Origin of the sequence: Paraburkholderia dioscoreae (assembly GCF_902459535.1) — a bacterium.
GTDB lineage: Bacteria > Pseudomonadota > Gammaproteobacteria > Burkholderiales > Burkholderiaceae > Paraburkholderia > Paraburkholderia dioscoreae.
This window is the reverse complement of record NZ_LR699554.1, coordinates 543958-567125: the sequence shown is the minus strand read 5'-3', so window position 1 is coordinate 567125 and position 23168 is coordinate 543958. Positions and strand designations below refer to the sequence as shown.

General features: G+C 62.6%; 22 protein-coding genes, 1 tRNA gene and 1 rRNA gene. 7 read left to right on the top strand and 17 right to left on the bottom strand.

Going from position 1 to position 23168, the window contains the following annotated elements; genetic code table 11:
• Positions 1–127: 127 nt before the first annotated feature.
• Positions 128–487: a beta-xylosidase gene (locus PDMSB3_RS22665; RefSeq protein ID WP_157187672.1), complete on the top strand. Its 360-nt coding sequence runs from the start codon at positions 128–130 to the stop codon at positions 485–487.
• On the opposite strand, the gene PDMSB3_RS37940 is transcribed toward PDMSB3_RS22665, so the two are convergent.
• On the bottom strand, positions 477–641 hold the full coding sequence (locus PDMSB3_RS37940) for a hypothetical protein (RefSeq protein WP_232064299.1): 165 nt from the start codon (positions 639–641) through the stop codon (positions 477–479). The two genes, PDMSB3_RS22665 and PDMSB3_RS37940, sit on opposite strands and share 11 nt — an antisense overlap.
• Positions 642–680: 39 nt before the next feature.
• Here PDMSB3_RS37940 and selD point away from each other — a divergent pair, with 39 nt between their 5' ends.
• The 4 genes from selD to PDMSB3_RS38200 all read left to right on the top strand — a co-directional run bounded on the left by selD (position 681) and on the right by PDMSB3_RS38200 (position 4161).
• Positions 681–1745, top strand: coding sequence for a selenide, water dikinase SelD (selD, locus tag PDMSB3_RS22660; protein ID WP_165187795.1), 1065 nt, complete (start codon positions 681–683; stop codon positions 1743–1745).
• 130 nt (positions 1746–1875) lie between these two features.
• A complete protein-coding gene (mnmH, locus tag PDMSB3_RS22655; RefSeq protein WP_007176165.1) occupies positions 1876–2943 on the top strand; it encodes a tRNA 2-selenouridine(34) synthase MnmH in 1068 nt (355 codons plus the stop codon).
• 24 nt (positions 2944–2967) lie between these two features.
• On the top strand, positions 2968–4023 hold the full coding sequence (locus PDMSB3_RS22650; RefSeq protein WP_007176164.1) for a permease: 1056 nt from the start codon (positions 2968–2970) through the stop codon (positions 4021–4023).
• Positions 4024–4026: 3 nt separating this feature from the next.
• Positions 4027–4161, top strand: a complete 135-nt coding sequence (locus PDMSB3_RS38200) for a hypothetical protein (protein WP_011490803.1) — start codon at positions 4027–4029, stop codon at positions 4159–4161.
• A gap of 70 nt (positions 4162–4231) precedes the next feature.
• On the opposite strand, the gene dhaL is transcribed toward PDMSB3_RS38200, so the two are convergent.
• From dhaL to PDMSB3_RS22605, 9 genes are all read right to left on the bottom strand, one after another.
• Positions 4232–5935, bottom strand: coding sequence for a dihydroxyacetone kinase subunit DhaL (dhaL, locus tag PDMSB3_RS22645; protein WP_007176163.1), 1704 nt, complete (start codon positions 5933–5935; stop codon positions 4232–4234).
• Between the two features lie 305 nt (positions 5936–6240).
• Positions 6241–6317, bottom strand: a tRNA-Val gene (locus PDMSB3_RS22640).
• A gap of 79 nt (positions 6318–6396) precedes the next feature.
• Complete coding sequence (locus PDMSB3_RS22635; RefSeq protein WP_165187793.1) at positions 6397–7887, bottom strand: M81 family metallopeptidase; 1491 nt, start codon at positions 7885–7887, stop codon at positions 6397–6399.
• Complete coding sequence (locus PDMSB3_RS22630) at positions 7884–9164, bottom strand: Zn-dependent hydrolase (protein WP_165187791.1); 1281 nt, start codon at positions 9162–9164, stop codon at positions 7884–7886. The genes PDMSB3_RS22635 and PDMSB3_RS22630 overlap by 4 nt, the downstream gene beginning before the upstream one ends.
• Before the next feature lie 33 nt (positions 9165–9197).
• Positions 9198–9899, bottom strand: a complete 702-nt coding sequence (locus tag PDMSB3_RS22625) for an ABC transporter ATP-binding protein (RefSeq protein ID WP_165187789.1) — start codon at positions 9897–9899, stop codon at positions 9198–9200.
• The gene (locus PDMSB3_RS22620) at positions 9896–10663 is read right to left on the bottom strand and encodes an ABC transporter ATP-binding protein (protein ID WP_011490798.1); all 768 of its coding nucleotides are present in this window, start codon (positions 10661–10663) and stop codon (positions 9896–9898) included. The genes PDMSB3_RS22625 and PDMSB3_RS22620 overlap by 4 nt, the downstream gene beginning before the upstream one ends.
• The gene (locus tag PDMSB3_RS22615) at positions 10660–11715 is read right to left on the bottom strand and encodes a branched-chain amino acid ABC transporter permease (RefSeq protein ID WP_165187787.1); all 1056 of its coding nucleotides are present in this window, start codon (positions 11713–11715) and stop codon (positions 10660–10662) included. The genes PDMSB3_RS22620 and PDMSB3_RS22615 overlap by 4 nt, the downstream gene beginning before the upstream one ends.
• Complete coding sequence (locus PDMSB3_RS22610; protein ID WP_007176157.1) at positions 11712–12572, bottom strand: branched-chain amino acid ABC transporter permease; 861 nt, start codon at positions 12570–12572, stop codon at positions 11712–11714. Before PDMSB3_RS22610 ends, PDMSB3_RS22615 begins: the two co-directional genes overlap by 4 nt.
• 110 nt (positions 12573–12682) lie before the next feature.
• Positions 12683–13891: an ABC transporter substrate-binding protein gene (locus PDMSB3_RS22605; RefSeq protein WP_007176156.1), complete on the bottom strand. Its 1209-nt coding sequence runs from the start codon at positions 13889–13891 to the stop codon at positions 12683–12685.
• Positions 13892–14165: 274 nt separating this feature from the next.
• Between PDMSB3_RS22605 and PDMSB3_RS22600 the strand changes: the two genes are divergently transcribed.
• Positions 14166–15011, top strand: a complete 846-nt coding sequence (locus PDMSB3_RS22600) for a FadR/GntR family transcriptional regulator (RefSeq protein WP_007176155.1) — start codon at positions 14166–14168, stop codon at positions 15009–15011.
• Positions 15012–15448: 437 nt separating this feature from the next.
• Positions 15449–15913 carry a hypothetical protein gene (locus tag PDMSB3_RS22595; protein WP_035516424.1) on the top strand — a complete coding sequence of 155 codons (465 nt, stop codon included), beginning with the start codon at positions 15449–15451 and terminating at the stop codon, positions 15911–15913.
• A 282-nt stretch (positions 15914–16195) separates the two neighbouring features.
• On the opposite strand, the gene tnpC is transcribed toward PDMSB3_RS22595, so the two are convergent.
• From tnpC to rrf, 7 genes are all read right to left on the bottom strand, one after another.
• Positions 16196–17776 carry an IS66 family transposase gene (gene tnpC / locus PDMSB3_RS22590; protein WP_007182619.1) on the bottom strand — a complete coding sequence of 527 codons (1581 nt, stop codon included), beginning with the start codon at positions 17774–17776 and terminating at the stop codon, positions 16196–16198.
• Positions 17777–18091: 315 nt separating this feature from the next.
• Entirely contained in the window at positions 18092–19600 is a 1509-nt protein-coding gene (locus PDMSB3_RS22585) for an ISNCY family transposase (RefSeq protein WP_007179840.1), read from the bottom strand.
• A gap of 135 nt (positions 19601–19735) precedes the next feature.
• Positions 19736–20551 carry an IS21-like element helper ATPase IstB gene (gene istB / locus PDMSB3_RS22580; RefSeq protein ID WP_165187785.1) on the bottom strand — a complete coding sequence of 272 codons (816 nt, stop codon included), beginning with the start codon at positions 20549–20551 and terminating at the stop codon, positions 19736–19738.
• On the bottom strand, positions 20548–22047 hold the full coding sequence (gene istA / locus PDMSB3_RS22575) for an IS21 family transposase (protein ID WP_007178553.1): 1500 nt from the start codon (positions 22045–22047) through the stop codon (positions 20548–20550). The genes istB and istA overlap by 4 nt, the downstream gene beginning before the upstream one ends.
• Positions 22048–22153: 106 nt before the next feature.
• Positions 22154–22471: an IS66 family insertion sequence element accessory protein TnpB gene (gene tnpB / locus PDMSB3_RS22570; RefSeq protein WP_165187783.1), complete on the bottom strand. Its 318-nt coding sequence runs from the start codon at positions 22469–22471 to the stop codon at positions 22154–22156.
• Positions 22468–22839, bottom strand: coding sequence for an IS66-like element accessory protein TnpA (tnpA, locus tag PDMSB3_RS22565; protein WP_085954206.1), 372 nt, complete (start codon positions 22837–22839; stop codon positions 22468–22470). Before tnpA ends, tnpB begins: the two co-directional genes overlap by 4 nt.
• A 206-nt stretch (positions 22840–23045) precedes the next feature.
• Positions 23046–23159 (bottom strand): 5S ribosomal RNA (gene rrf / locus PDMSB3_RS22560).
• Between the last annotated feature and the right edge of the window lie 9 nt (positions 23160–23168).

Below are 23168 nucleotides of genomic sequence, written 5' to 3'. Positions count from 1 at the left end.
CGAGAACTTCTACCTGCTCGAATGCGATCAAATATGAAGTATCACAGCCGGTTTCAAAAGCCGCGGCATCGTTTTTGCTGAGCTGGTGAGTCATGGACCAACCCTTACTTCGGATCTTCACGCAACCATGACCCCTCCACTGCTCGATTCTTCACCCTCAGGCCGTTTTTGCACCGCAGTAAAGCGGCGGGCGCCGGCGGGTCTCGCCTCACTTGCATTCGGCGTTGCGATGCTCGCGTCGACTCAGGGCAGCTTTGCTCAGATCACCCAGGGCAGCGGCTCGTCACAGCAGGAACGTCGCACGTCCTCGATGGGATCGGCGCCTGATTCGTCCGCGTCGATGGTTCACGAATCGAACAAGCCGCAGACGAAGGATGGCGGTTCGGCGAAGTCGCGCGGCAAGACGGCAGGCCAAGGACACAAGGCCCAAGGCGCGGGCGGCTTCGATAACGGCCTCTACGGCACGGGCGCGGGCACTAACAAATAAATAGCGAATCGATCTGCGTCATCGTGTCGGCGTCGGCATGCTCGTCCCCAAGGCTGCCGCTTATGGGCAGCATGCGCGGAAATGCGTGGGCGGTTGCGGCCGCCTGGCGAAGCACCTCGCTGCGCGGTCGCTCTGCGCCGGGAACGAACAGCATTCATAATGTGTGCATTCGTAGCCAGGAATGCCCGCCACAATGACAGATACCTCCGTCCCCGCAAGCACGTCGCCCCGTCTGACCAGTCTGTCGCACGGTGGCGGCTGCGGCTGCAAGATCGCGCCCGGCCTGCTCGCCGACCTGCTCAAACGCAGTGCACCATTGCCGTTCTTTCCCGATCTGCTGGTCGGCAACGACACAGCCGACGACGCCGCCGTCTACAGACTCAACGACGAGCAGGCGATCGTCGCCACCACCGACTTCTTCATGCCGATCGTCGACGACCCGTTCGACTTCGGCCGCATCGCCGCGACCAATGCGCTGTCCGACGTCTACGCGATGGGCGGCAAGCCGCTGATGGCGCTGGCCATTGTCGGCATGCCGATCAATGTGCTGCCGCACGACGTGATCGCAGCCGTGCTGAAGGGCGGCGAATCCGTATGCGCCGAGGCCGGCATTCCGCTCGCCGGCGGTCATTCGATCGATTCGGTCGAGCCGATCTACGGCCTCGTCGCCATCGGCGTGGTCGACCCGAAGCGCGTCAAGCGCAACGCGGGCGCGCAGGCGGGCGACGTGCTGATTCTCGGTAAGCCGCTGGGCGTCGGCATCCTCTCGGCCGCGCTGAAGAAAGACCGGCTGGATGCCGCCGGCTACGCAGCCATGATCGCCGCGACGACCAAGCTCAACCGTCCGGGCGCGGAGCTGTCGAAGCTCGACGGCGTGCATGCGCTCACCGACATCACCGGCTTCGGCCTGCTCGGCCACACGCTGGAACTGGCGCGTGGCTCGCACCTGACCGCGCGCGTGCGCTATGCGGATCTGCCATGGCTGCCGGATGTGGTCGACCTGGCGGAAGCCGGCATTTTCACCGGCGCGTCGGGACGCAACTGGGACGCCTACGGCAAGAGCATCGGTTTGCCCGCCTCATTGCCGGCGACGGCGCGCACCTTGCTCACCGATCCGCAAACCTCCGGTGGCTTGCTGGTCTCGTGCGCGCCGCAAGCCGTCGACGAGGTTCTCGCGCTGTTCCGCGCCGACGGGTTCGGCGAGGCGTGCGTGATCGGTGAAATGGTTAGCGGGGAAGGCCACGTCGACGTCATCTAGGAAGCCGGACGGCGAAAGCAACACGGCAGGGCGCGTGTCTCGCAAGCTGTCTTGAACGCTCTGCCAGCCGGTATTTACCGCGCATGAGATAATTTCGTCCTCCCCGCCGGCCCGTTTCGTCCCTAACTCCTTGAAAAACCTACTCGTCAGCCTCGAAAAAGCAGGTGATTTCGATGAAATCATCGACGTGCGCACACCCCTCGAATTCGCGGAAGACCATATTCCGGGCGCCCTCAATGCGCCCGTGCTAAGCAACGAGGAGCGTGTGCTGGTCGGCACCACATACAAGCAGGTGTCTCCGTTCGAAGCCACGCGGATCGGCGCGGCGCTCGTCGCACGCAATATCGCGCACCATCTGGAAACGACCTTCGCCGACCGGCCGCGCAACTGGCGGCCGCTGATCTACTGCTGGCGCGGCGGCAAGCGCTCGGGCTCGGTGACCACGCTGTTCAATATGATCGGCTGGCAGGCGCGTCAACTGGAAGGCGGCTACAAGACTTATCGGCGGGCCACGCTCGATACGCTGGACAGCTTGCCGGCAACGTTTTCATACATCGCGCTGGTGGGTCCGACCGGCAGCGGCAAGACACGCCTGCTCGCGGCGTTGAACGCGGCGGGCGCGCAGACGCTGGATCTCGAAGCGCTGGCCTCGCACCGCGGCTCGCTGCTCGGCGCATGGGCCGGCGTGCCGCAGCCGTCGCAGAAACGGTTCGACACGCTGCTCGTCACCGCGCTGCGCACCTTCAACCCGGCCCGGCCGGTGTTCGTGGAAGCGGAAAGCCGGCGCATTGGCTCCGTTGCGTTGCCGCTCGCGCTGCTCGACACGTTTCATCGGGGCCGCTGCGTGGAGGTGCTGTCGAGCCGTGAAGATCGCGCAGCATTCCTGCTGCACGACTACGCGCATCTGTTCGACGATCCGGAGTCGCTGAAGGCTCAACTGCAAAGGCTGATCGGTTTGCACAGCCGGGAACGTGTCACGGGCTGGCAACAGCTCGTCGACGACAACCGGCGCGCCGAACTCGCGCGCGAATTGATCGAGCGCCACTACGATCCGGCGTACGCGCGCAGCAGCCATGAGCATTTCGTCCAGTTGCCGCGCGCATTGCAGTTCAATTTTCGCCCCAACGGCGCCGATGTCGTCGACCAGGCAAGCGCGCTGCTTGCACAGGTCGACGGCAACGCGCTCGCTGTCATCTGATCAAATCCAACGTTCAAGACCATCATGCAATCAACCCTTCGACAACCGCGTGTCGCTCTCGGCTGGATCGTGTTCCTGCTGATTGCCGTCGTCGGCCTCTTCTATGTGAAATGGTTCCCGTACTACAACCGCGCATTCGTCGCCGCGAGCCAGCACTCCATCGGCAAATCCATTCTGATGGGGACGTCGGCGAGCGCGCCGGCGGCATCGTGGCAGGCCGCCATCGACTACGCCCTCGCCTACGGCAAGGCGATCTGGCAAGCCATGGTGCTGGGGCTGCTGCTCGGCTCGGCGGTGCAGGCGCTGATTCCGCCGCAATGGGTCGCGCGTGCGCTCGGCCGGAGCGATTTCAGCAGCGTGGTGAAAGGCGGCCTGATGTCGCTGCCGGGCATGATGTGCACGTGCTGCGCCGCGCCGGTCGTGGCGGGCTTGCGCGCGCGTCAGGCGGCGCCGGGTGCGGCGATCGCGTTCTGGCTCGGCAATACCGCCTTGAATCCGGCCACGTTGATCTTCATGGGCTTCGTGCTCGGCTGGCAGTGGATGGGCCTGCGGCTCGCCTTGGGCATCGTGATGGTATTCGGCCTCGGTTATCTGGTGAATCGCATGGTCACGCCGAAAGAAGCCGAAGCGTCGCGCGAAGCAATGGCGCAACTGATCACCAGCGATGTGCCCGGCACTGCGTTCACACGCTGGGTGAAAATTCTCGGCACGATGACGCTGCGGCTCATTCCCGAATACATCGTGCTGGTGCTGATTCTCGGCGCGGCGCGCACGTGGCTGTTTCCGCATGTCGGACCGGATATCGACAACAGCCTGCTGTGGATCGTCGCGCTGTCCATCGCCGGCACGCTGTTCGTGATTCCGACCGCGGGCGAAGTGCCGATCATCCAGGCCATGCTCTCGTTCGGCATGGCCGCCGGTCCGGCGGGCGCCTTGCTGATGACGCTGCCGCTCATTAGCGTGCCGTCCATGGCCATGCTCTCCCGCTCGTTTCCGCGCCGCGTGCTGACGGCGGTGGCACTGGCCGTGGCGGTCTGTGGCGTGGTCAGCGGATTGCTGGCTGTCGCCTTGGGGTTTTAAAGCATGAAACGTATCGCCGCTTTTTCTTTGACGAGCTGGTCTGCCGCCGGCCTGCTTTACTTCGGACAGCATTCGGTAGCGCTGATCGTGGTGAGCGGGGTCGTCGCGCTGGCCGGCTTCGATCTGCTTCGTCCGTAACAGCGCGCCGTATCCGAACTGAAGCGCGCGGAGCCTGATCGCTGAAGCGAGCCGTCTTTCGACGGCTCGCTTACTCCGCCAGCGCCTCGCGAATCGCCGCGAGCCACAGCACCGCCGCGTGCGCGCCCGGATCCGCGTGACCGAGCGCACGCTCGCCGACGTAACTCGAACGCCCGCGCCGCGGATGCATCGACGCCGTTTGCGCGGCGCCTTCGGTTGCCGCGTCGACGGCCGCGTTCAATGCGGCGTCGAGCGTATCGGAACGTGCGAGAGCGGCTTGCAATGCATCGGCAGCCGGCTTCAGCGCATCGACCATCGTGCGATCGCCAGGTTGCGCACCGCCTAGCGCCATCAAGCCTTCGACGCCCGCACTGAATGCCGCCGCCCAGTCCTTCGGCGTCGCTCCGCCCGATTGTTCGAGCGCGAGCGCGGCGCGCAGCAGCATGACCGCGTAAAGCGGGCCGGAGGTGCCGCCGACCACGCGCCGCAGCGTCGCCGACATGCTGCGCAAAACGCCGCCCGGCGTCGTTTCAGCCGGATAGCCGTCGAGCTCCTGAATGATCGCGCGCGCACCGCGCGACAGGCTGATGCCGAGATCGCCGTCGCCGACGCGCTGATCCATGTCGGTCAGCGTCGGCTCGGCTTTCAGCAAGCACGCGCAGACCGCTTCGATGACGCGGCGCAGCGTCGCTTCATGCGACAGCGTCGCACCGCTTGCGCGATCCGGTTCGGCCGGCGCGGGCCGCACGGAGGCCGGCGCGATGCGTCCGCCAAGCGCCGGCCACGCACTGGTCTGCGCGGCGGCATCGAGCCAACCGAGACGTTGATCGTCCACTCGCAGCAGCGACAGCGAAATGCCCGCCATTTCCAGCGCGCTCAGGAATGTGCCGGCCCACGCGCGCTCTGTCTTGATGCCGCGCTCCGCCAGATAACGCAGCGCGGAGCCGGCCACAATGTTCAATTCGCTCGACGGCGTGCCGCCCAGATTGTTCACCAGCAACGCCACCCGCTCGCCGGCCTGCAACGACAGGTCGCCGACAATCTTCTCCAGCAGCCTGTCGACGACCGCGGCGGCGGGCTCCAGCGCGCCACGCTCCACACCGGGTTCGCCGTGAATGCCGAGACCCCATTCGACCTCGCCATCGGCCAGTTCGAAACCCGGTTTGCCCGCGGCCGGCACCGTGCATGCGGTAAGTGCTACGCCCATCGTGCCGAGCGAGGCCGCCACGTCACGTGCGATCTGCGCGACCTCCGCCAGCGGGCGGCCCGATGCCGCAGCCGCGCCCGCGATCTTGTGAACCAGCACGGTCCCCGCAAGCCCGCGACGGCCCGCGTGATCGCCGCTCGCCGTCAGTGCGACGTCGTCGGCGACGATCACCATTTCCGTCGGTATGCCTTCGGCGCGCGCAATCTCAGCCGCCAGGCCAAAGTTGAAGCGGTCGCCCGTGTAGTTCTTCACGATCAGCAGCGCACCGGCCGCGCCGGCCACCGCGCGGATCGCATCGAGTACGGCGTCGGTAGACGGCGACGTGAAGACTTCACCGGCGACCGCCGCGCTCAGCATGCCGGGGCCGACATAGCCGCCGTGCGCGGGTTCGTGGCCCGAGCCGCCGCCCGAGATCAGCGCGACTTCTCCGCGCGCGACGGCGGCCTCGGCATCCGCGCGCACGACGATCGTGCTGCCTTGCAACAGCGAGAGATGGGGATTGAGCGCCGCGAGTCCGTCGAGCATATCCGGAACAACCGCGGAAACCTCGTTGATGAGCTTCTTCATTGCGTCAGCTTCCTTTTTCAAGCTGCCGGCGCTTTCGTTACGCGCTGGACGGCAGTCTATTCAGTGGCAAAAGCGGAAGGATTAACTGTACCGCGCATTGGCGAATGACGACATGACGCGGGAACACGCGGGACCGTTGGACGCACGCAGGCATTCGCGGCAAACAGGTCACGCTGCGTCTGGTTCTAGGTAATACGAAGGGGAGAAACTGACAGGACAGCGGCACGACAAACTGTGCGCCGGATGATGCGGGAACCTGACCGTAGACGAAAGCGGAGCCACTTTCGTCTACGTCACGGATGCGTTGGTAGGCTCGATTGGATTCGAACCAACGACCCCCACCATGTCAAGGTGGTGCTCTAACCAACTGAGCTACGAGCCTTTAGAGGCGCGAATTATAGAGAACCCGCAGGCTCTGCACAAGCCCCTAACGGCACTTCTGCCAGCGCAGCGCGCGGCATTCAGTTCGTGACTGCCCATTCGGTCTGCGTATCAAGCGGATAAACCGGCCGCTTCACGTGCGCGAAAGCGAACAGACCGTAATCGGAACTCGTCACACCACGGCTATCGCATTCCACCAGCGCCGCGGCGATCGGCACGAAAACCGGCCGGCAGTACATGCGCGATTTGAGCAACAGGAAACGCGCGCGACGCGGATCGATACCGACGCTCTCGAACACGCCGAGATCCCACGGTTCATGCGTGCGCTCGGTGATCACCAGCGTGAAGGCGCCGGTATCGAGTACCGCGGCGCGTCCCATGAAGGCACGCTGGCCGGTGTAAGTCGGCCCGCTGATCACGTACTCGCCATCGGTCAGCGCGCGCACCACGCCGGTCACGGCAAGCGGCGGACGCGGCTTGAGCGCATCGCTCGCAACCTTGTTGCCGATAGTCACCGTCACCGTACTGCCGACGCCGGCCGCCATCAATGCCGCGACCGCTTGCGGATCGCACAACGGCCCGCTCACGATGCCATCGAGCTTCTGCTTCAATGCCTCTTCGAGCAGATCCATCGTGTCGCATGTGCCGCCCGACATGCAGTTGTCGCCGTGATCGAGCAGGAGCACGGGCTTCTCGGCGTTCACTGCGAGCGTCGCGGCCTGCGCAACGGAGTCAGCGAGAGGCGCGCTGCGATACACAAAATCTTCGCGCTCATTCCAGATCTGCCGCGCGATGCGCTCCGCCACCGCTTCGGCCTCGGCGCGCTCGCCGCTGCCGACCACCACCACGCTGATGCACGGCGCCGCGATATCGGCCAGCGAAAAACCGGACAACACCGACACCGCGAGCATGCCGTCGGCTTCGGCGGCGCGCGCGGCATTCACGGCGCGTTTCATCGCGCCTTCAGCGGTCGCGCTGCGCAGCGTATGCGTGAGCAGCGGCGGCTGGCGCCACGCGATCACGGGCTTCGCCTTGCCGTGGACCAGATCGAACATCAAACGCGCCGCATGCGCGCCGGTCTCGTACATATCCACGTGCGGATAGGTCTTGAAGCTGACGATCACGTCGGCGTTGTCGATCATCTTTTGCGTGACGTTGCCGTGCAGATCGAGTGCAACCGCGATCGGTGCATCGGGCAACAACGCGCGCACGCGTTCGAGCAGGTCGCCTTCACCATCGTTTGAATTTTCGGCGACCATTGCGCCGTGCAGATCGAGCATAACCGCGTCGCAACCTGCCGCGGCCGACACGATCGCCTCGCAGATCGCGTCGTAGGCTGCGGCCTCGACCGGTCCGCTCGGATTTGCCGACGCCGATACGGGCGTCACGATTTCGGCATGCTCCTTCTCGGCGGCGTCGATGAATGCGGCCATCGCCGTCTGCATGCCTTGGTTCTCGGCGAACGCGTCTTCTCCATAGCTCGGTCCGTTGCGCCCGAACGCGGCCAACGGCGTGGCCACCGGCGAAAACGTGTTGGTCTCGTGATTCATTCGCGCGATGAGGATTTTCATGCGTTCGCACTCCCCGCTTTCTGCGCGGCGTTCAACATGGCCTGCAGCAGCACGTTGCAACCGGCTTCAAGATGATCCGCCCGCGCGTCTTCGATTTCGTTGTGGCTGATGCCGTCTTTGCACGGCACGAAGATCATCGCGGCGGGCGCGACTCTCGCGAGGTAAACAGCGTCGTGGCCGGCGCCGCTGATCACATCCATCGACGCAAAACCGAGCGTGTCGGCGCCCTGCTTCACGGCGCCGACCAGTTCCGCGGCGAACGGCTGCGGCGGGAAATACACGACCTGCTCGACGTCCACGGTAATGCCGGCTTTCTCGCCCGCCAGCGAGCATGCGGCGCGCAATGCACTGTCCATTGCCGTGAGCGTGATATCGTCGGCGGCACGCAGATCGACGGTGAGCGTCACGCGGCCCGGAATCACGTTGCGGGAATTCGGATGCACGTCGAGCCAGCCCACCGTGCCGCGCCCATGAGGCGCGTGATCGAGCGCGATGCGATTGACGGCATGAATCAGATCCGCCGCGATGAGCAGCGCGTCGCGGCGCAGTTCCATCGGCGTCGGGCCCGCGTGCGCCTCCATGCCTTGCACCGTCACGTCGTACCAGCGTTGGCCGAGCGCGCCTTGCACCACGCCGATTGTTTTGTCGTGTGCTTCCAGCACCGGCCCCTGTTCGATATGCGCTTCGAAATAGGCGCCGACCGTGTGCGGCTTTTCGTTCTCGCCCGCATATCCGATCCGGGACAGTGCGTCGCGCACCGATACCCCTTCGCGGTCGCGTTGTTCGAGCGCATGCTCCAGGGTGAACGCGCCGGCGAACACGCCGGAACCCATCATCACCGGCACGAAGCGCGAGCCTTCTTCATTGGTCCACACCGCGACTTCCAGCGGCGCCAGCGTCCGCACATTGGCGTCGGCAAGCGTACGCAGTACTTCGAGACCCGCGAGCACGCCGTAATTGCCGTCGAACTTGCCGCCCGTGGGTTGCGTATCGATGTGGCTGCCGGTCATCACCGGCGCAAGTTCATCGCGCAACCCGGCGCGGCGCGCGAAGATGTTGCCGATCGCGTCGATCCGCACGGTGCAGCCGATTTTCTTCGCCCATGCGATAAAGAGGTCACGCGCCTCGCGGTCCAACTCCGTGAGCGCGAGCCGGCATACGCCGCCTTTATCGGTAGCGCCGATCCGCGCGAGTTGCATGAGACTGTCCCAAAGCCGCGCGCCGTCGACTCGCAGATCGGCAAACGTCGCGACGGTTGTTGATTCGTGAACTTGCATCGATGCTTCCTCGTATTGAAGACTGAGTACGCGTCAGACCACGCCGACGCCGAGATAACGGTCCTTGATCGAGTCGTCCGCGGAAAACGACGCGTTATCGCCGGAATACACGATCACGCCCTGTTCGATGATGTAGTGGCGGTCCGCGAGTTGCGTGCAAACTTCGAGGTTCTGCTCGACCAGCAGAATCGCCACGCCCGCCTCGCGGATCAGCTTGAGTTGCGCGACGATCTCTTCGACGATCACCGGCGCAAGGCCTTCGACCGGCTCGTCGAGCATCAGCAAACGCGGGTGATTCATCAGCGCGCGGCCGATTGCAAGCATCTGCTGTTCGCCGCCGGATAGCTGTGCGCCCCCGTTCGTGCGCCGCTCCTTGAGACGCGGAAAAATGCGGTAGATGTCGTCGAGTTGCCACGGCGAATCTTTGCGCGCGCCGAGCCGCAAGTTCTCTTCGACCGTGAGCAAACGAAAGATGCCGCGATGCTCCGGCACGAAACAGACACCTCGTGACGCGATCTTGTGCGGCGGCAGGCCGCCGATTGCGGCGCCGTTGAACGTGACCGTGCCGCGCTGCGGCGCGACGACACCAGCAATCGCTTTCAGCGTGGTCGACTTGCCGGCGCCGTTGCGGCCCAACAGCGTCACTGTTTCACCGTCGTTGATTTGCAGTGACACGCCTTGCAGGATGTGGCTCTTGCCGTAGAAGCCGTGAATCTGCTGCACGTCGAGAATCATGCGCGGCCTCCGGTGATCATGTTGCCGAGATAGGCGCTGCGCACGCGCTCGTCGCCGCGAATGTCGTCGGGGCGGCCTTCCACCAGCACGCGCCCTTGCTGCATGACGGTGATCGTGTCGGAAATGTCCATCACGATGCCCATGTTGTGTTCGATCAGCACGACTGTGTAATCGTCGCGCAGGCCGCGAATCAATTGCTTCATATCGTCGAGATCGTCGATACCCATGCCCGAGGTCGGCTCGTCCAGAAAGATGGCCTTGGGCCGCGCGGCCAGTGCCATGCCGACTTCGAGCCGCCGCTGCTGACCGTGCGAGAGCGCGCCCGCCGATACTTCGCTGAAACGCTGCAGAGCCAGTCGTTCGAGCACGCTATCGACGGTATCCGAATGAGTGAGCGCACCGTGCGGCGGCGCCCACGCATTCAGCGCGCGCACCGCGTCGACACCTTGCGCGGCGAGCCGCAGATTTTCCCGTACGCTCAGGTTGGCGAACAGGCTGGTTACCTGGAACGAACGCGCAACGCCGCGTCGTACGCGCTTGTGGTCCGGCTCATGCGTGACGTCGTGGCCGTCGAAAACGATCTTGCCTTCGGTGATCGGCAGCGTGCCCGTCAATACGTGAAACAGCGTGGTTTTGCCCGCCCCGTTGGGGCCGATGACGGAATGCACCGTGCGCGGCATGATGTTCAGCGTGACGTCAGCAAGTGCCGTGAATTTTCCATAGCGCTTTACAACGCCACTGGCTCGCAGAATCGCTTCGCTCATACGGGCTCCTTGTCTGCGTCATTGTCTGCATCGGTAGACGATCTGCGGCGTAGCGATTGCCAGATGCGTTCGCCCAATCCCCACAGCCCGCGCTGCATGAACAGGCTCACGGCGATCAGCACGATGCCGAGCAGCAACAGCCAGCGCGGCCACAACGTGGAGAGCCAGTCGGCGAACAGCACGTAGAACGCGGCGCCCAGTACGGATGCGAACAGATTGCCTGTGCCGCCGATCACGGTCATCACGAGGATCATCTCGCTCGTGTGATAGTCGATGTTGGAGAGCGGCGCGATGCCCGTCATCAGCGCATGCAGCGCCCCCGCCAGCCCCGTGACCGCGCCGGAGATCACGAACGCCATCAGTTTGAAGCGTTTGACGTCGTAGCCGACCGCGGCCGCGCGTGCCTCGTTGTCGCGAATCGCCAGCAACGTACGGCCGAATACGGAGTGCGATACGCGCATCAGCAGCCAGAACACCACGAGAAACAGCACGGCGACGAAGCCGTAGTATTGCCACGGCGAGGTCAAGGGCACGATCGTCTTGCCGAACAGTCCAAGCGCCGGGCGCGGAATGTCGAGCAAACCGTTGTCGCCGCCGGTCAGATCGGGCGTGGTGTATGCGAGGAAATAGAACAGTTGCCCGAACGCGAGTGTCAGCATGACGAAGTACGTGCCACGCTGACGAATCGAAAACCAGCCGACGAGCGCCGCAGCCGCCGCGCCGATTACGGCCGCTGCAAGCAACGCCGCCGGCACCGGCAGCGCCGTCCTGGTGAGAACCAGTCCCGCGCAATAGCTTCCTAGCCCGAAGAAAATGCCCTGCCCGAATGAAAGCAGCCCTGTGTAGCCGAGCAGCAGATTGCAGCCGAGTGCGGCGAGCGCGAACACTAACACTTCCGTGGCCAGCGATCCGGAGCGCAGCGTCAGCGGCAATACGCACACCACTAGCAGCGCAAGCAGCAGGAAGCGATAGCGATGCAGCGAATGCTTCAGGCCCGGCTGGGCCCTTACAGAAGAAGCGCTTTGCACGATGGGCTTCGAGGTGTCGATCATGCCGCCCTCCCGAGCAAACCGTTCGGCCGCAGCAACAGAACAGCCGCCATCGCGACGTAGATCATGAGTCGCGCGCCTTCCGGCCACAAGGTACTCATTACGCTTTGCACGATCCCCACCAGCAGTCCGCCGACCAGTGCACCGAGGAAATTACCCATGCCACCGACCACCACCACGACGAATGCGACGCTGAGCGCTTCGATGCCCATGAAAGGATCGACACCGCGAATCGGCGCGGCAAGCACGCCCGCCAACGCGGCCGTTGCAGCGCCGAGTGCGAATACGAGGCTGAAAACACGCAATACGTTGATACCGAGCAGCGAGACCATCTCCGTCGATTCACTGCCCGCGCGCACCGCGCTGCCTAGCCGCGTGCCTTCCAGCACCCACCACAAGAGCGCTGCCAATACCGCCGTGAAGCCGATCACGAAGAGACGATACTTCGGATACACGAAGCTGCCCCAGATCACCACGCCGTTCAGCATGTCGGGCACCGCTACGTTATCGCCTAGCGGCCCCCAGATCAGGATCGCGCATTCCTGCACCACAAGCGCGAGACCGACGGTCACGAGAATATGGAACTCATGCTGCTGCGCGTAGACGTGCCGCAGAATCAGTTTCTCGACAACCCACGCAAGCGCGCCCACGACAATCGGCACTACCACGAGCGCGGTCCAGAAACTCATCGACCATTGCATCGCCTGATAGCAGAAATACGCGCCGAGCAGATAGAACGCACCGTGCGCGAAATTCACGAAGCGCAGCAAGCCGAACACGATCGACAACCCGACCGCAAGCAGGAAATACAGCATCCCCACTCCGATGCCGTTGACGATCTGCAGAAGATAAACGTTCATGGCGTCCGTCTAAAGGGTGGTGCGAAGGAGCATCGCGCTGCAGTGCCGCGTGGGCGTGTGCGTTGTGCGTGCGCGATGTGCAGGCCGCGCTCGCGTGCGGCATGCAGACGTCAAGCCATCTTGCAGCCGGTCTTGTCGAGCGGCAGGAACGATTGGCCGGAACTCACGATATCCGCGTAATCGTCGGCGTTTTTCATCTTGTTCTTCGCCTTGCCCTTCAACAGATAATAGTTCTTCAGTACCTGGTGGTCCCCTTTGCGGACCTCCTCCGGGCCAGTCAAACCGTCGTATTTCATGCCTTCAAGTGCTGCGATCACCTTCTTCGGATCGACATTGCCCGCTTTCACAATGCCGTCCAGCAGGATCTTCGTGCAAATATAGGAGCCCGCGAGGCTGTAGTTGGGATTCGCCTTGAATGCGGCGTTCGTGCGTTTGACAAGATCGCGGTTGAGCGGCGAATCGATGTCGTGCCAATACTGCGCGCCGAAATACACGCCTTCGCAAAGGTCCGCGCCAAGCGATTCGAATTGCTCGAGTCCGGACGCCCACGCCATCAGAATCGTGCAGTTGTTCTTCATGCCGAAGCTCACGGCCTGGCGCAACGTGTCGGACGACTGCGAGCCAAAGTTCAGAATCAGCAGAACGTCGGGCTTTGCGGCAACTGCGTTCGTCAGATAGCCGCTGAACTCTTTCTCATTGAGCGAGTGGTAGCTGTTACCCACGTGCTCGATACCCTTCTCTTTGAAGATCGCCTTGGCGGCCGACAACAAGCCGTCGCCGAACACGTATTGCGGTGTGATGGTGTACCAGCGCTTTGCCTTGGGCAGCGTCTGGATCAGCGGACGCACCGTCTGCTCGATCGCGCCGTAGGTCGGCACCGACCAGCGGAATGTGGCGTCGTTGCAGTCCTTGCCTGTGATTTCATCCGCGCCTGCCGTGGTGATGAAAATGCCGCCGGCTTTCTGCACTTCCTTGCCCATTGCCAATGCTTCGGAAGACAGAATACCGCCCGCAAAGAAGCGTGCATTCTTCTGCTGCGCGATTTCCTGCACACGGCGCACTGCGGTTGCCGGCTTGCCTTCCGTGTCGAGTACCGTGTATGCGAGCGGTTGACCCAACACCTTGCCGTACTGCTCGATAGCGAGCTTCATGCCGAGGTCGGCGTATTTGCCGTTTGCCGCGAACGGACCGGACATCGGCACCGGACAGGCGAACTGCAAGGTGCCGGCCTGCGCGAACGCGCTTCGCGCGACCAGCGAACCCAACGCCCCCGGAACGGCCGACAACGCGGCCAGCTTCAACATATTTCGGCGATTCAAAATGACGCTCCTTAGGAAAGAGACACGCACTGACCGACTACGAAACTGCGCACACTGCGCGAACGAGTACTCGAGCTTGCTGGCCGCCGTGAAGTTTTCCACCTCACAGGCTTTGTTCTATTTATCATGATAAATAGGTTGGACTCGATCGTAGGTACAATAAATTCGAGTGTCAATAAGGCAAAATTCCTGGCAGCATGAGGCGGCCTTCTGTGCTGCGAAGGCGCCGGCGGATCAAACGAAGATCGTGCAGGACAAACTGGGAGCATCGAATATGGCCATGGACCGCGCCAAGGCTGGCGCCGCGATTGAGATCAAGCAGCAGAAACGCGGCGATCTGGTCGCGGAGGAAATCAAGCGGCTCATCACCGAGAAAGACCTGAAGCCAGGCGACCGCCTGCCGCGCGAGGTGGAGTTGCAGCAACTCTTTTCGGTGAGCAAAAGCACGATCCGCGAGGCGCTGAAATCGCTCGAAGTGCAAGGGCTCATCAAAGTGACCACCGGCCCGAGCGGCGGCGGCATGGTGGTGGAGGTGCCGCTCGATCGCACCTTGCAACTTCTGCAGAACTATCTATTCTTCAAGGACGTATCGATCGACGACATCTACACCGTGCGCAAACTGCTGGAGCCGGAACTCGCGGCCGGGGCCGTACCGTATCTGACGGAGCAGGACTTCGAGGCGCTCGACGCGAGCATTGCATGTTGCGATCGGCCGGCTTCGTCACATGGCGGGCAGGACATCGTGCGGCAACGTCAGGAAGACGTGAATTTCCACGACATCCTCGCGGCAGCGAATCCGAACCCGTTCCTGCGCTTCAGTTGCGAGTTGATCAACGAAATGATCCGGCAGCTCATCGAGTTTCGTAACGATACGCCGCAAGCCGAACATGAGCGGTTCGGTCAGGCAAACGTCAAGATTCACAAAGCGATTACGAAAGCAGCGCGTGAGCGCAACGCGGAGAAAGTGCGCGAGTTGATGGTGATCCACATGACCGAAGCGCCGCGCTATGTGAAGCGGATGAAGGGAAAACTGCGTGGACGCCTGATCCTGGATTCGGAGATTCGTCGACGGGTGCGGGCGCGAAGCGTCTCGCCAACGGAGAAGGGTGATGACGAGTGAGGCGGGATTTGATGGCGGCCGCAGGCGTTGTGGGTTGCGCATTGCATGTCGAGGCAGTTCCGTCGGATGGCTGGGATGTTGCTTGTGCGGATCGCGGTTTTTTCTCTACCGAATGGATGTGTGAATCGTTCGATGCATCTGGCATACAGCCTTAGGTGCAGTATTAGGGCGCGCGGCTTGCTCGCCGCATCGGTGCGACGTACAGACAACGCGAGGTTCAGGTCTATGAGACGCACGACAGCATGTGGAAATAGCGAAAGGCATCGCGCACTCGAGCAGAGGGAACGAGCGCACCGGTCCTCGCGAGGGAGAACCGTGGCGAAGGCAGCCATCAAACGGAGGTCCAATCGGTCCGCCGATTGAATGCATAGCGAGGGCTCAATCTTTTTCGGGCCGCGCCGTTATTGCATCTGCACAGGCGCAAACATTGGACCTTCATGGCACAACCTATCCCGTTATCTCGCAATACAGGCATTGCACGTGCTCGGCATGCCAAGGCCATGCTGTTGCCGATCGCCCGGCGGACCGCCGACGACCTCGCGCTTCGGGTCCATCTGGCGCTCGACGCCTTGCGCCGCGGCGCCGGCAGCATGACCGACGCACAAATACTCACACAAATCATGCTGTTGACCGGCTTCTTGGCTGAGTCGGGCTTCGGCTCAGCCACCGCCGAACAATTGAGTACGGCAGAATGCACTGTGTCGTCCGTGTTCGATATCGGCCGTGAGACCGGCAAGTGGAGTCTGGACGAGGCGGGATTCTCGCTTTTTGCGACGATCGCGACGAACTACGATCAGCAGTTGCATAGTGCGCCCCTTTGGGCAGTCACAGACGCGAGCGAGCGGCTTGATCGATTTACCGCTGGCATGTCGCATCAGACTCCCGTGCGCAAGCGGGCTTAGGCCGATCGGCGGGCGGATCTGTCGATGCATGCCAGTCGACGGGTGCGGTGTACTGGGAAGGCGCCGCGCGGATATCGCGGCGCAGTAAGTCATGGGGCAGATCTGATGCTGGGCGCCGCTGGCTGTGCGTGAGTACGGCAGCGGCGCGGAGTGGGCGGAGAGCGGAATGCCGCGGGTGAATTGCGCCGTAGCGGTTGCTGGACGCGGGTAGCGGAGCAGGTCGGGTTGTTCGTGTCGGATTCGTGTCGTAAGCGGCCGGCAAACCCATCTTAACGAATTGAACTAGCGGGTAGGATCCGCTGGCTGCCAGCGATGGGGCAGCAAGGCTGCGATATCGTTAGCCTGGTGGGATGGCAGTCGCGTCAGGACGTCTTTCAGATAGGCGTGTGGTTCGTGCCCGTTGAGTTGCGCCGAACGTAGCAGACTCATGATGGCTGCGGCTCGTTGACCGGCTCGAAGCGAACCCGCGAACAACCAGTTCGACCTGCCGATGGCCCACGGACGTATCTGGTTTTCGACCCAGTTGTTATCTATAGGCACATGACCGTCATCGAGATAGCGGGTCAGCGCATCCCATCGTTTAAGACTGTAATCCAGTGCTTTGGCAATTGCCGAACCTTCCGACACCAGCTTACGCTGCGCCATCATCCATTCGTGAAGTGCGTCGCAGACCGGCTTGGCCCGACTCTGTCGAAGCTTGTGGCGTTCCTCGGCTTGCAGCACTGCAGCGTCGCGCTCGATGTCGTAAAGCGCAGCGAAGAACGGCAGCGCCTGCGCGGCGATCTGACTGGTGTGATTGGTGTGCAGATCGAAGAACTTGCGTCTCGCGTGCGCCGCACATCCGATTTCAGTGATGCCCTGGTGGAATCCAGCCTTGTACCCACTGTAGTCGTCGCATACCAGCTTGCCCTGCCAGCCGGCGAGGAACGCTCGGGCATGTTCGCCTGCTCGGCTGTCGGCGAAGTCGTAGACCACGGCGCGCAGCTCACTGTAGAGCGTCGGCGTATACGCCCACAGATACGCACGATGTGTCTTGCCTTTGCCGGGGCTGAGCATCTGTACCGGCGTCTCATCCGCATGCAGCACACCCTGTTGCAGGATTTCCTCATGCAGCGCGTCGACCAGCGGTTGTAGTTGCACGCCGCACGTACCGACCCATGCGCCCAATGTCGATCGCGGTATCGCGACGCCCGCCCGCGCAAAGATCTGCTCCTGACGATACAGGGGAAGGTGGTCAGCGTATTTGGCAACCAGCACTGACGCCAGCAGTCCCGCGGTCGGAATGCCCTTGTCGATGATGTGCGCAGGCACCGCGGCCTGAATCAGTGTTTCGCAGTTTCTGCACACCCACTTGCCGCGGATATGCCGCTCCACGGTGAACACGCCCGGCGTGTAGTCCAGCTTCTCACTGATGTCCTCGCCAATGCGCACGCGCTCGCAGCCACACTGGCATGCGGTGCTCTCCGGTTCGTGTCTTATCTCTGTGCGCGGCAGTTGCGCCGGCAGCGCTGCGCGCTTCGGCTGCTGGGGTAGCGACTCGGCTGCGGCTTGCGGCTGAAGTTGCTCGAGCTCAACTTCAATGGCGGCGAGATCCGCGTCAATCGCCTCATCCAGCAGGTTCATCTGATCGCTGCTGAGCTGCTCGCTACGCCTGCCGAACTGGTAACGTCTGAGAATAGATATCTCGTGGGTCAACTGGTCGATCCGGGTCTGCCGGTAGCGTAGCTCACGCTCCTTCTCACCGACCTCCCGGGTCTTCTCCTCGATCTCCCGGTCTCTGTCTTCGACGCGCGCAATCAGTTGTGTGGCGAGCGCACGCAACTGTTCCGGGCTAAGAGCGTTGAGGTCGGCTGGCAGGTCCATGCAGACGAGTCTGCCAGAACCCCGGAGAGCGCGAAAGCGCGACAGTTTACGTCCCTGGCGTCTTCAAATGACACGGATCACACCGTCCGCGCCGATGCGCTGCCATGGCAAACCCACCACCAGGCCGGCCAGTTGTTCCTGTGTGGACAGCGTCAAGCAGAAGGTCCGGTTTACCGACATTCATCTTGACCGACGTGTTGCCTCAAGAAGGAATGTTACCCGAGGGGTTGTTGTCGTTCCGTCTTCTTTTTTCTTTCTTTCCTGGTTTCCCGGGCGCGGAGCGCCCGGCCCCCGGCAACTTTCAGGTTTTGCGTTTCACACTTCAGCTGACGCGTCGGCGGACCTGCCCGTGTTTCCTAGAACCATTTCCCTCACACGCTCGGCTCGCCATGCCTTGACCCTGCGTTGCAGCGTTCGTAGCTGCGCCTTGCTCGCATACGCATCCGGCACCATCGTGGCCAGTCGGTTCATTAGCTCCCTGGACTGAACACCGGGCTCGGCGACGAGCCATCCTTCAATCACCGGCCATGCGTCGGCAAACGGATCGACCCGGCTTCTCCACCAGTGCTTTGCCTTGGGCTGCTTCCGATGTGTCGGACGTGCTTCACCTTCTTTCCATGCCGAAGCGAGACTCGTGAGGAACACTGCAACGTCTGGCTCTTCCTCGGGTACTGCTTCGACACGCACGCCGTGGGCCGCGAATTCGCTCAATGTCTGCTGGGCCACCCGTATCTCCTGCAGCAGCTGCACGGGGTCGACACCATCGAACTGAGCCTTCAGTTTCTCCTTGATGGTGAGGTCGATGCTGTCGTGGGCCAGAAGCCGGTCGCACGGCGTCGCCGGCGTTAAGTAGGCCTTGTGCACACGAGCGCCGTCGCGCGTCTTGGACTTCAGCTTGAATGAAGGCTGGAAGAAGTTAATGTATAGACGCGATGACGCGTATAGCTGCGCGAGCGCGTTCCTTGCATCTGTGCCGCTCAGTCGGCCATAACCGACCAGTCGCCGCACGACGGAGCCGTTCTTCTGCTCCACCCAAGCCTGATCGTTTTTCTTGTAGGCCCGCGAGCGGGTCTGCTCAAGACCGTGCTCCTTGCAATAGTCGAAGACGTTCTGGTTCATGAATGCGGTGTCGTTATCCGAATCCACTCCAAGCATCGCGAATGGCAGATCGGCCGCCACCTTGTCGAACGCTTCTATAACCAGTACCTGGTTACGCCGACGCATGGCCACACATTCTGTCCAGCCGCTGGCGATATCGGTCAACGTCAGCGTGTGGACGAACTCGCCGTCTACCTTTGTGCCGCCGCAGTGTTCGACCATGTCGATCTCGAAGAAGCCCGGCGGCGGATCGCGCCAGTCGGCAAAGGTACGCACCGGGATACTGCGCCGGATGGCGGAGCCCACACCCTTGCGGCGTTTGCGCTGCCCATCGATATGCAAACGCGCATTGGCCAGCATGCGATCGATGGTCGCCGCACTGACCTGGAGTAGCTTGGCCCTGATGACCGGATCCATGTCGAGATGGCCGTGCCGTTCCATGGCATCAACCAGCTTTGGAATCAACGCCTTCAGGCGCTTGCCGCAAATTCGGTCGGCCGCTTCCCACAGCATCGTTAACGCCTGACGCACCGCCTCGTCGTATAGCCGGTTGCGCTCGCGCGGCCCTTTTATCGCGCCCGGGTTCTCACGCAGCACCCGGATGGCGTGCTTGCGGTGATACCCCGTCAAAGCCACGAACTCGTCGAGGATTCTGCTCCGCTCACCGAACGTCGCGCCGCTATATCGCAACTGCAATGCTGCAACCAACTCCTTGCGTGCCGTCATGCTGATTTGCCTCGTCACCTCGAGCCGCTCCCGCCGGACAATCCGACCGGTAGCAAACTACGTGAGGCAACAGGTCAGCGCGAGTTGCAATTCTGATGAGTCAATGCGCCGGTCGGCCGAGGTGATTGTCGCTGTTTAGCTGGCCATGGTTGTCGCTCCGTTCGGGTTGTCAGTGGGTAATTGACGGCGTCGCTCCTTCTGTTTGTCGCTGGCTTTGCGGCGCCGGTAGCTTTCGACGTTCAGCTCGAAGATCGTCGAGTGATGGACCAGCCGGTCGATGGCGGCCACCGTCATGCCGGGGTCAGGGAAGACATCATTCCAGCCCGAGAACGGCTGATTGGCCGTTATCAGAAGACTTTTGCGCTCATACCGCTCGGCGATCAGCTCGAACAACACGCTGGTTTCCGCCTGGTCCTTTCGCACATACGACAGGTCATCGAGGATGATCAGGTCGAACCGGTCGAGCTTCGCGAGCGCCGAAGGCAGTTGCAGACTCTGACGCGCGACCTGGAGCTTCTGCACGATTTCGCCGGTGCGCGTGAACAATACGCGGTAGCCAGCGTCGATGAGTGCATGGCCGATGGCGGATCCCAAGTGACTTTTCCCGCCGCCGGGTGGGCCGAACAGGAGGATCGTGGCGCCTTTCTCAAGCCACGAATCGCCGGTGGCCAGCGCCATCACATGCGCCTTCGAGACCATGGGCACAACGCCGAAGTCGAAGGTGGCGAGCGTCTTGGTCGGATCCAGATGCGACTCGGTGCGATGACGCTCGATTCTGCGTTTGGCCCGCTCGGCGAGTTCATGTTCGAGCAATGCACCGAGTAACCGGGAGGCCTGCCAGCTTTCCTTGTCTGAGCGATCGGCGAAGTCCGGCCACAACCGGCCGATGGTTGGCAGGCGCAATTCGTTGAGCATCAGCGCGATACGGCCTGCATCGTAGGCGGCGTTCATGCGAGCACCTCCTCATCGAGCAACGTGTCATAGAGCGCGGCGGACGGCATGTCAACGACAACCACCGGACACTCGGCCTGGCGCGGCGCGAACTCATCGAACAGCGCCTTCAGGTCGGGCAGTTCACCGAGTTCGAGCAATGCATCGAGCCTCTGCGCCAGTTGCGCCTCGACGCCGTGGTTTCCTGCCAGCTCGAGCAGCCCCACCATGGTCTTGCATGCGCTGCGCGGCGTCAGTGCTACCTCGAGCCGCTCCCAGGTCCGCCGGTAGGCTTCACGCGGAAACAGATCGTCACGGAACGCGAGGCCCCTGAAGGCCTGCGGCTTGCGTTTGAGTGATTCGATGAAGTGCCGGTAGTCGATGCCGCGACCGCGCCGTTTGCTCGTGTGCGTGGCTCTCGCTGTGCTGTGCACGAGCGCGCCAGACAGATAGCAATCGAGCCGGTCACTGTAGAGGCGTACCTTCAGGCGATGACCGATCAGCCGCGACGGCGCGCTGTACAGGACGCAACGCACGGTGAACGTGCCGCAGCGGGTCACGCGCGCCTCTTCCTCAACGAAGTCGGTGGTACGGTGCTCAGGCAGGTCCAGCAGGTGTTCGCGCTCGATCTGGAACGCTGCTGCATTGCGCCGGTTGCGGCGCATTACCACTCCGCGCACGAACTCGTCGTACGCGGCGCGGTCCGCGAAGTCGCGATGACCTCGCAACTCCAGGGCCTGATCGAGCTGATCCTTCAGATAGCGATGCGAGGACTCGACGCTGCCATTCTCATGACCCATGCCACGGTTGTTGCGCGTGCCTTCCATCCCGTAGTGCTCGAGTAGAGCCGCATAGCGAACTGTGAAGTCTTCCTCTTCCTGCAGGTTCCTGAAGGCCGCCGACAGGCTGTCGGAGCGATGTTCGCGTGGGCAGCCGCCAGCCTGCCACAGCGCGTTCTGCAATCCCGTCGCGAGCGCCTGGAAGCTCTCCCCGCCATCGACCACGCTGGCGTACTCCCAGCGCGAGAACGCCAGCACGAAGTGATACAGCAGGTGGTTGAACGGGATCCCGCCAATCGTTACGCACAGCTTGCCCATGTGCGTGAAGTCCGACAGGCCTCGTGCGCCGGGCTGATATGTTTGAGGGAAGAACACTTCCTGGTTCGGCCCTTCGAGCGCGCGCCACTGGCTGACATGTCGCTCAAACGTGCGCCGCATGCTGTCCGGAAAGCGCTCGGGATGGTCCTCCTGCAATTTACGCAGCAGAGTGATCGCCTTCAGCTTTGGCGCAGCGCGTAGCAATGGGACCACTTCGCTCTCCCAGACATCGGCGAACGGATCTGGGCGCGAGCGCCAGTAGCGCCGCGGCTGCTGTGACGGTAGTCCGGCTTCGTGTTCGACACGCCGCGCCGTGCGCTCGCTCATGCCTGACTTCGCCGCAGCGAGCTTCTGCGGATGGTGTTTGCGATGGTTCATATAGAGGCGGACCTGCTGGTCGGTGATGCGGCTTCCAGACATGGGCTGACCGCCTCTTTTTAGATTCAGTCAGCCATCCTAAGCCCCGCCGATCCGGCGCCGCCGGCAGTTCCTCGTCTTCGGCGGCTACGCCGCCTCCGACTCATCACTACCGGCCAAGATGAATGTCGGTACACCGGACGTACTCATTGTCGCCCCCCACCTGTGTGAGCGCGTGTTGCTTTGGCTCGCTACCAGCGTGCGGCCAAGTGAACTGCCCCTGATTGAGCCGTCGCGCTGCCAGCCAGATGCCAATTCCATCGTGAACCAGAACCTTCAAGCGGTTGGCCCGCCGGTTGGCGAACAGGTAAGCATGGTGCGGATGCGCGGCGCCGAACACGGTGATCACCCGACCCAGTGCCGTATCAAAGCCAGCCCGCATGTCCAGCGGGTCAACTGCCAGCCACACCTGGTCAATGCGGATCATGCGAGCCACTCGCGTAGCCACGCGGCGCATTGCGCTGCCTCCGAGGTTGGCCAACTAACCGTTATCGACAGGTCCGCGCGACGCACCTCGACGCGAATCTCAGCTGTACGCGTGTCTCGCGTCTCAAGTGGCAGCGGTACAAATTCCGGTGCCGGCGCCGTTGCCAATGGCGCTGTCAGGTCGCTACGCGCCACGAGCACGCAATCGTTCGTTTCGGCCTGCTCGACCCAACGTCGAAGCAGATTGGCGTTCAACTTGTGGTGCAACGCGATCGCCGCAAGCGATACCCCGGGCCCCTGGCAAGCTGCCACAACCTGAGCCTTGAACTCGACGCTGTAGCGCCGGCGGCGCCGACGACCAGGTGCCACTGCTTCTTCAATAGTGTTCACGTGTCCACCTATTTAAGTGAACACGATGCTCCCAAGACTTTTAACGCAACTCAAGATGAGATGACCGGGCGCTTACTTCGTGTCGGGTTTTCGCGCTGATCCGGTTCTGTAAGGGCGGTGTGGAGGGGTTGGTAAACGCAGAAACCCCACCTTTTTGGGGTGGGGTTTCTGTCTGCTGCGGGGGAGCCTGACGATGACCTACTTTCACACGGGTAATCCGCACTATCATCGGCGTGGCGTCGTTTCACGGTCCTGTTCGGGATGGGAAGGGGTGGGACCGACTCACTATGGTCATCAGGCATGACTTG

Coding starts and splice junctions, on each gene's coding strand:
- PDMSB3_RS22665 (WP_157187672.1), top strand. CDS start 128: ATGACCCCTCCACTGCTCGATTCTTCACCCTCAGGCCGTTTTTGCACC.
- PDMSB3_RS37940 (WP_232064299.1), bottom strand. CDS start 641: ATGCTGTTCGTTCCCGGCGCAGAGCGACCGCGCAGCGAGGTGCTTCGC.
- selD (WP_165187795.1), top strand. CDS start 681: ATGACAGATACCTCCGTCCCCGCAAGCACGTCGCCCCGTCTGACCAGT.
- PDMSB3_RS22650 (WP_007176164.1), top strand. CDS start 2,968: ATGCAATCAACCCTTCGACAACCGCGTGTCGCTCTCGGCTGGATCGTG.
- PDMSB3_RS38200 (WP_011490803.1), top strand. CDS start 4,027: ATGAAACGTATCGCCGCTTTTTCTTTGACGAGCTGGTCTGCCGCCGGC.
- dhaL (WP_007176163.1), bottom strand. CDS start 5,935: ATGAAGAAGCTCATCAACGAGGTTTCCGCGGTTGTTCCGGATATGCTC.
- PDMSB3_RS22635 (WP_165187793.1), bottom strand. CDS start 7,887: ATGAAAATCCTCATCGCGCGAATGAATCACGAGACCAACACGTTTTCG.
- PDMSB3_RS22630 (WP_165187791.1), bottom strand. CDS start 9,164: ATGCAAGTTCACGAATCAACAACCGTCGCGACGTTTGCCGATCTGCGA.
- PDMSB3_RS22625 (WP_165187789.1), bottom strand. CDS start 9,899: ATGATTCTCGACGTGCAGCAGATTCACGGCTTCTACGGCAAGAGCCAC.
- PDMSB3_RS22620 (WP_011490798.1), bottom strand. CDS start 10,663: ATGAGCGAAGCGATTCTGCGAGCCAGTGGCGTTGTAAAGCGCTATGGA.
- PDMSB3_RS22615 (WP_165187787.1), bottom strand. CDS start 11,715: ATGATCGACACCTCGAAGCCCATCGTGCAAAGCGCTTCTTCTGTAAGG.
- PDMSB3_RS22610 (WP_007176157.1), bottom strand. CDS start 12,572: ATGAACGTTTATCTTCTGCAGATCGTCAACGGCATCGGAGTGGGGATG.
- PDMSB3_RS22600 (WP_007176155.1), top strand. CDS start 14,166: ATGGCCATGGACCGCGCCAAGGCTGGCGCCGCGATTGAGATCAAGCAG.
- PDMSB3_RS22595 (WP_035516424.1), top strand. CDS start 15,449: ATGGCACAACCTATCCCGTTATCTCGCAATACAGGCATTGCACGTGCT.
- tnpC (WP_007182619.1), bottom strand. CDS start 17,776: ATGGACCTGCCAGCCGACCTCAACGCTCTTAGCCCGGAACAGTTGCGT.
- PDMSB3_RS22585 (WP_007179840.1), bottom strand. CDS start 19,600: ATGACGGCACGCAAGGAGTTGGTTGCAGCATTGCAGTTGCGATATAGC.
- istB (WP_165187785.1), bottom strand. CDS start 20,551: ATGAACGCCGCCTACGATGCAGGCCGTATCGCGCTGATGCTCAACGAA.
- istA (WP_007178553.1), bottom strand. CDS start 22,047: ATGTCTGGAAGCCGCATCACCGACCAGCAGGTCCGCCTCTATATGAAC.
- tnpB (WP_165187783.1), bottom strand. CDS start 22,471: ATGATCCGCATTGACCAGGTGTGGCTGGCAGTTGACCCGCTGGACATG.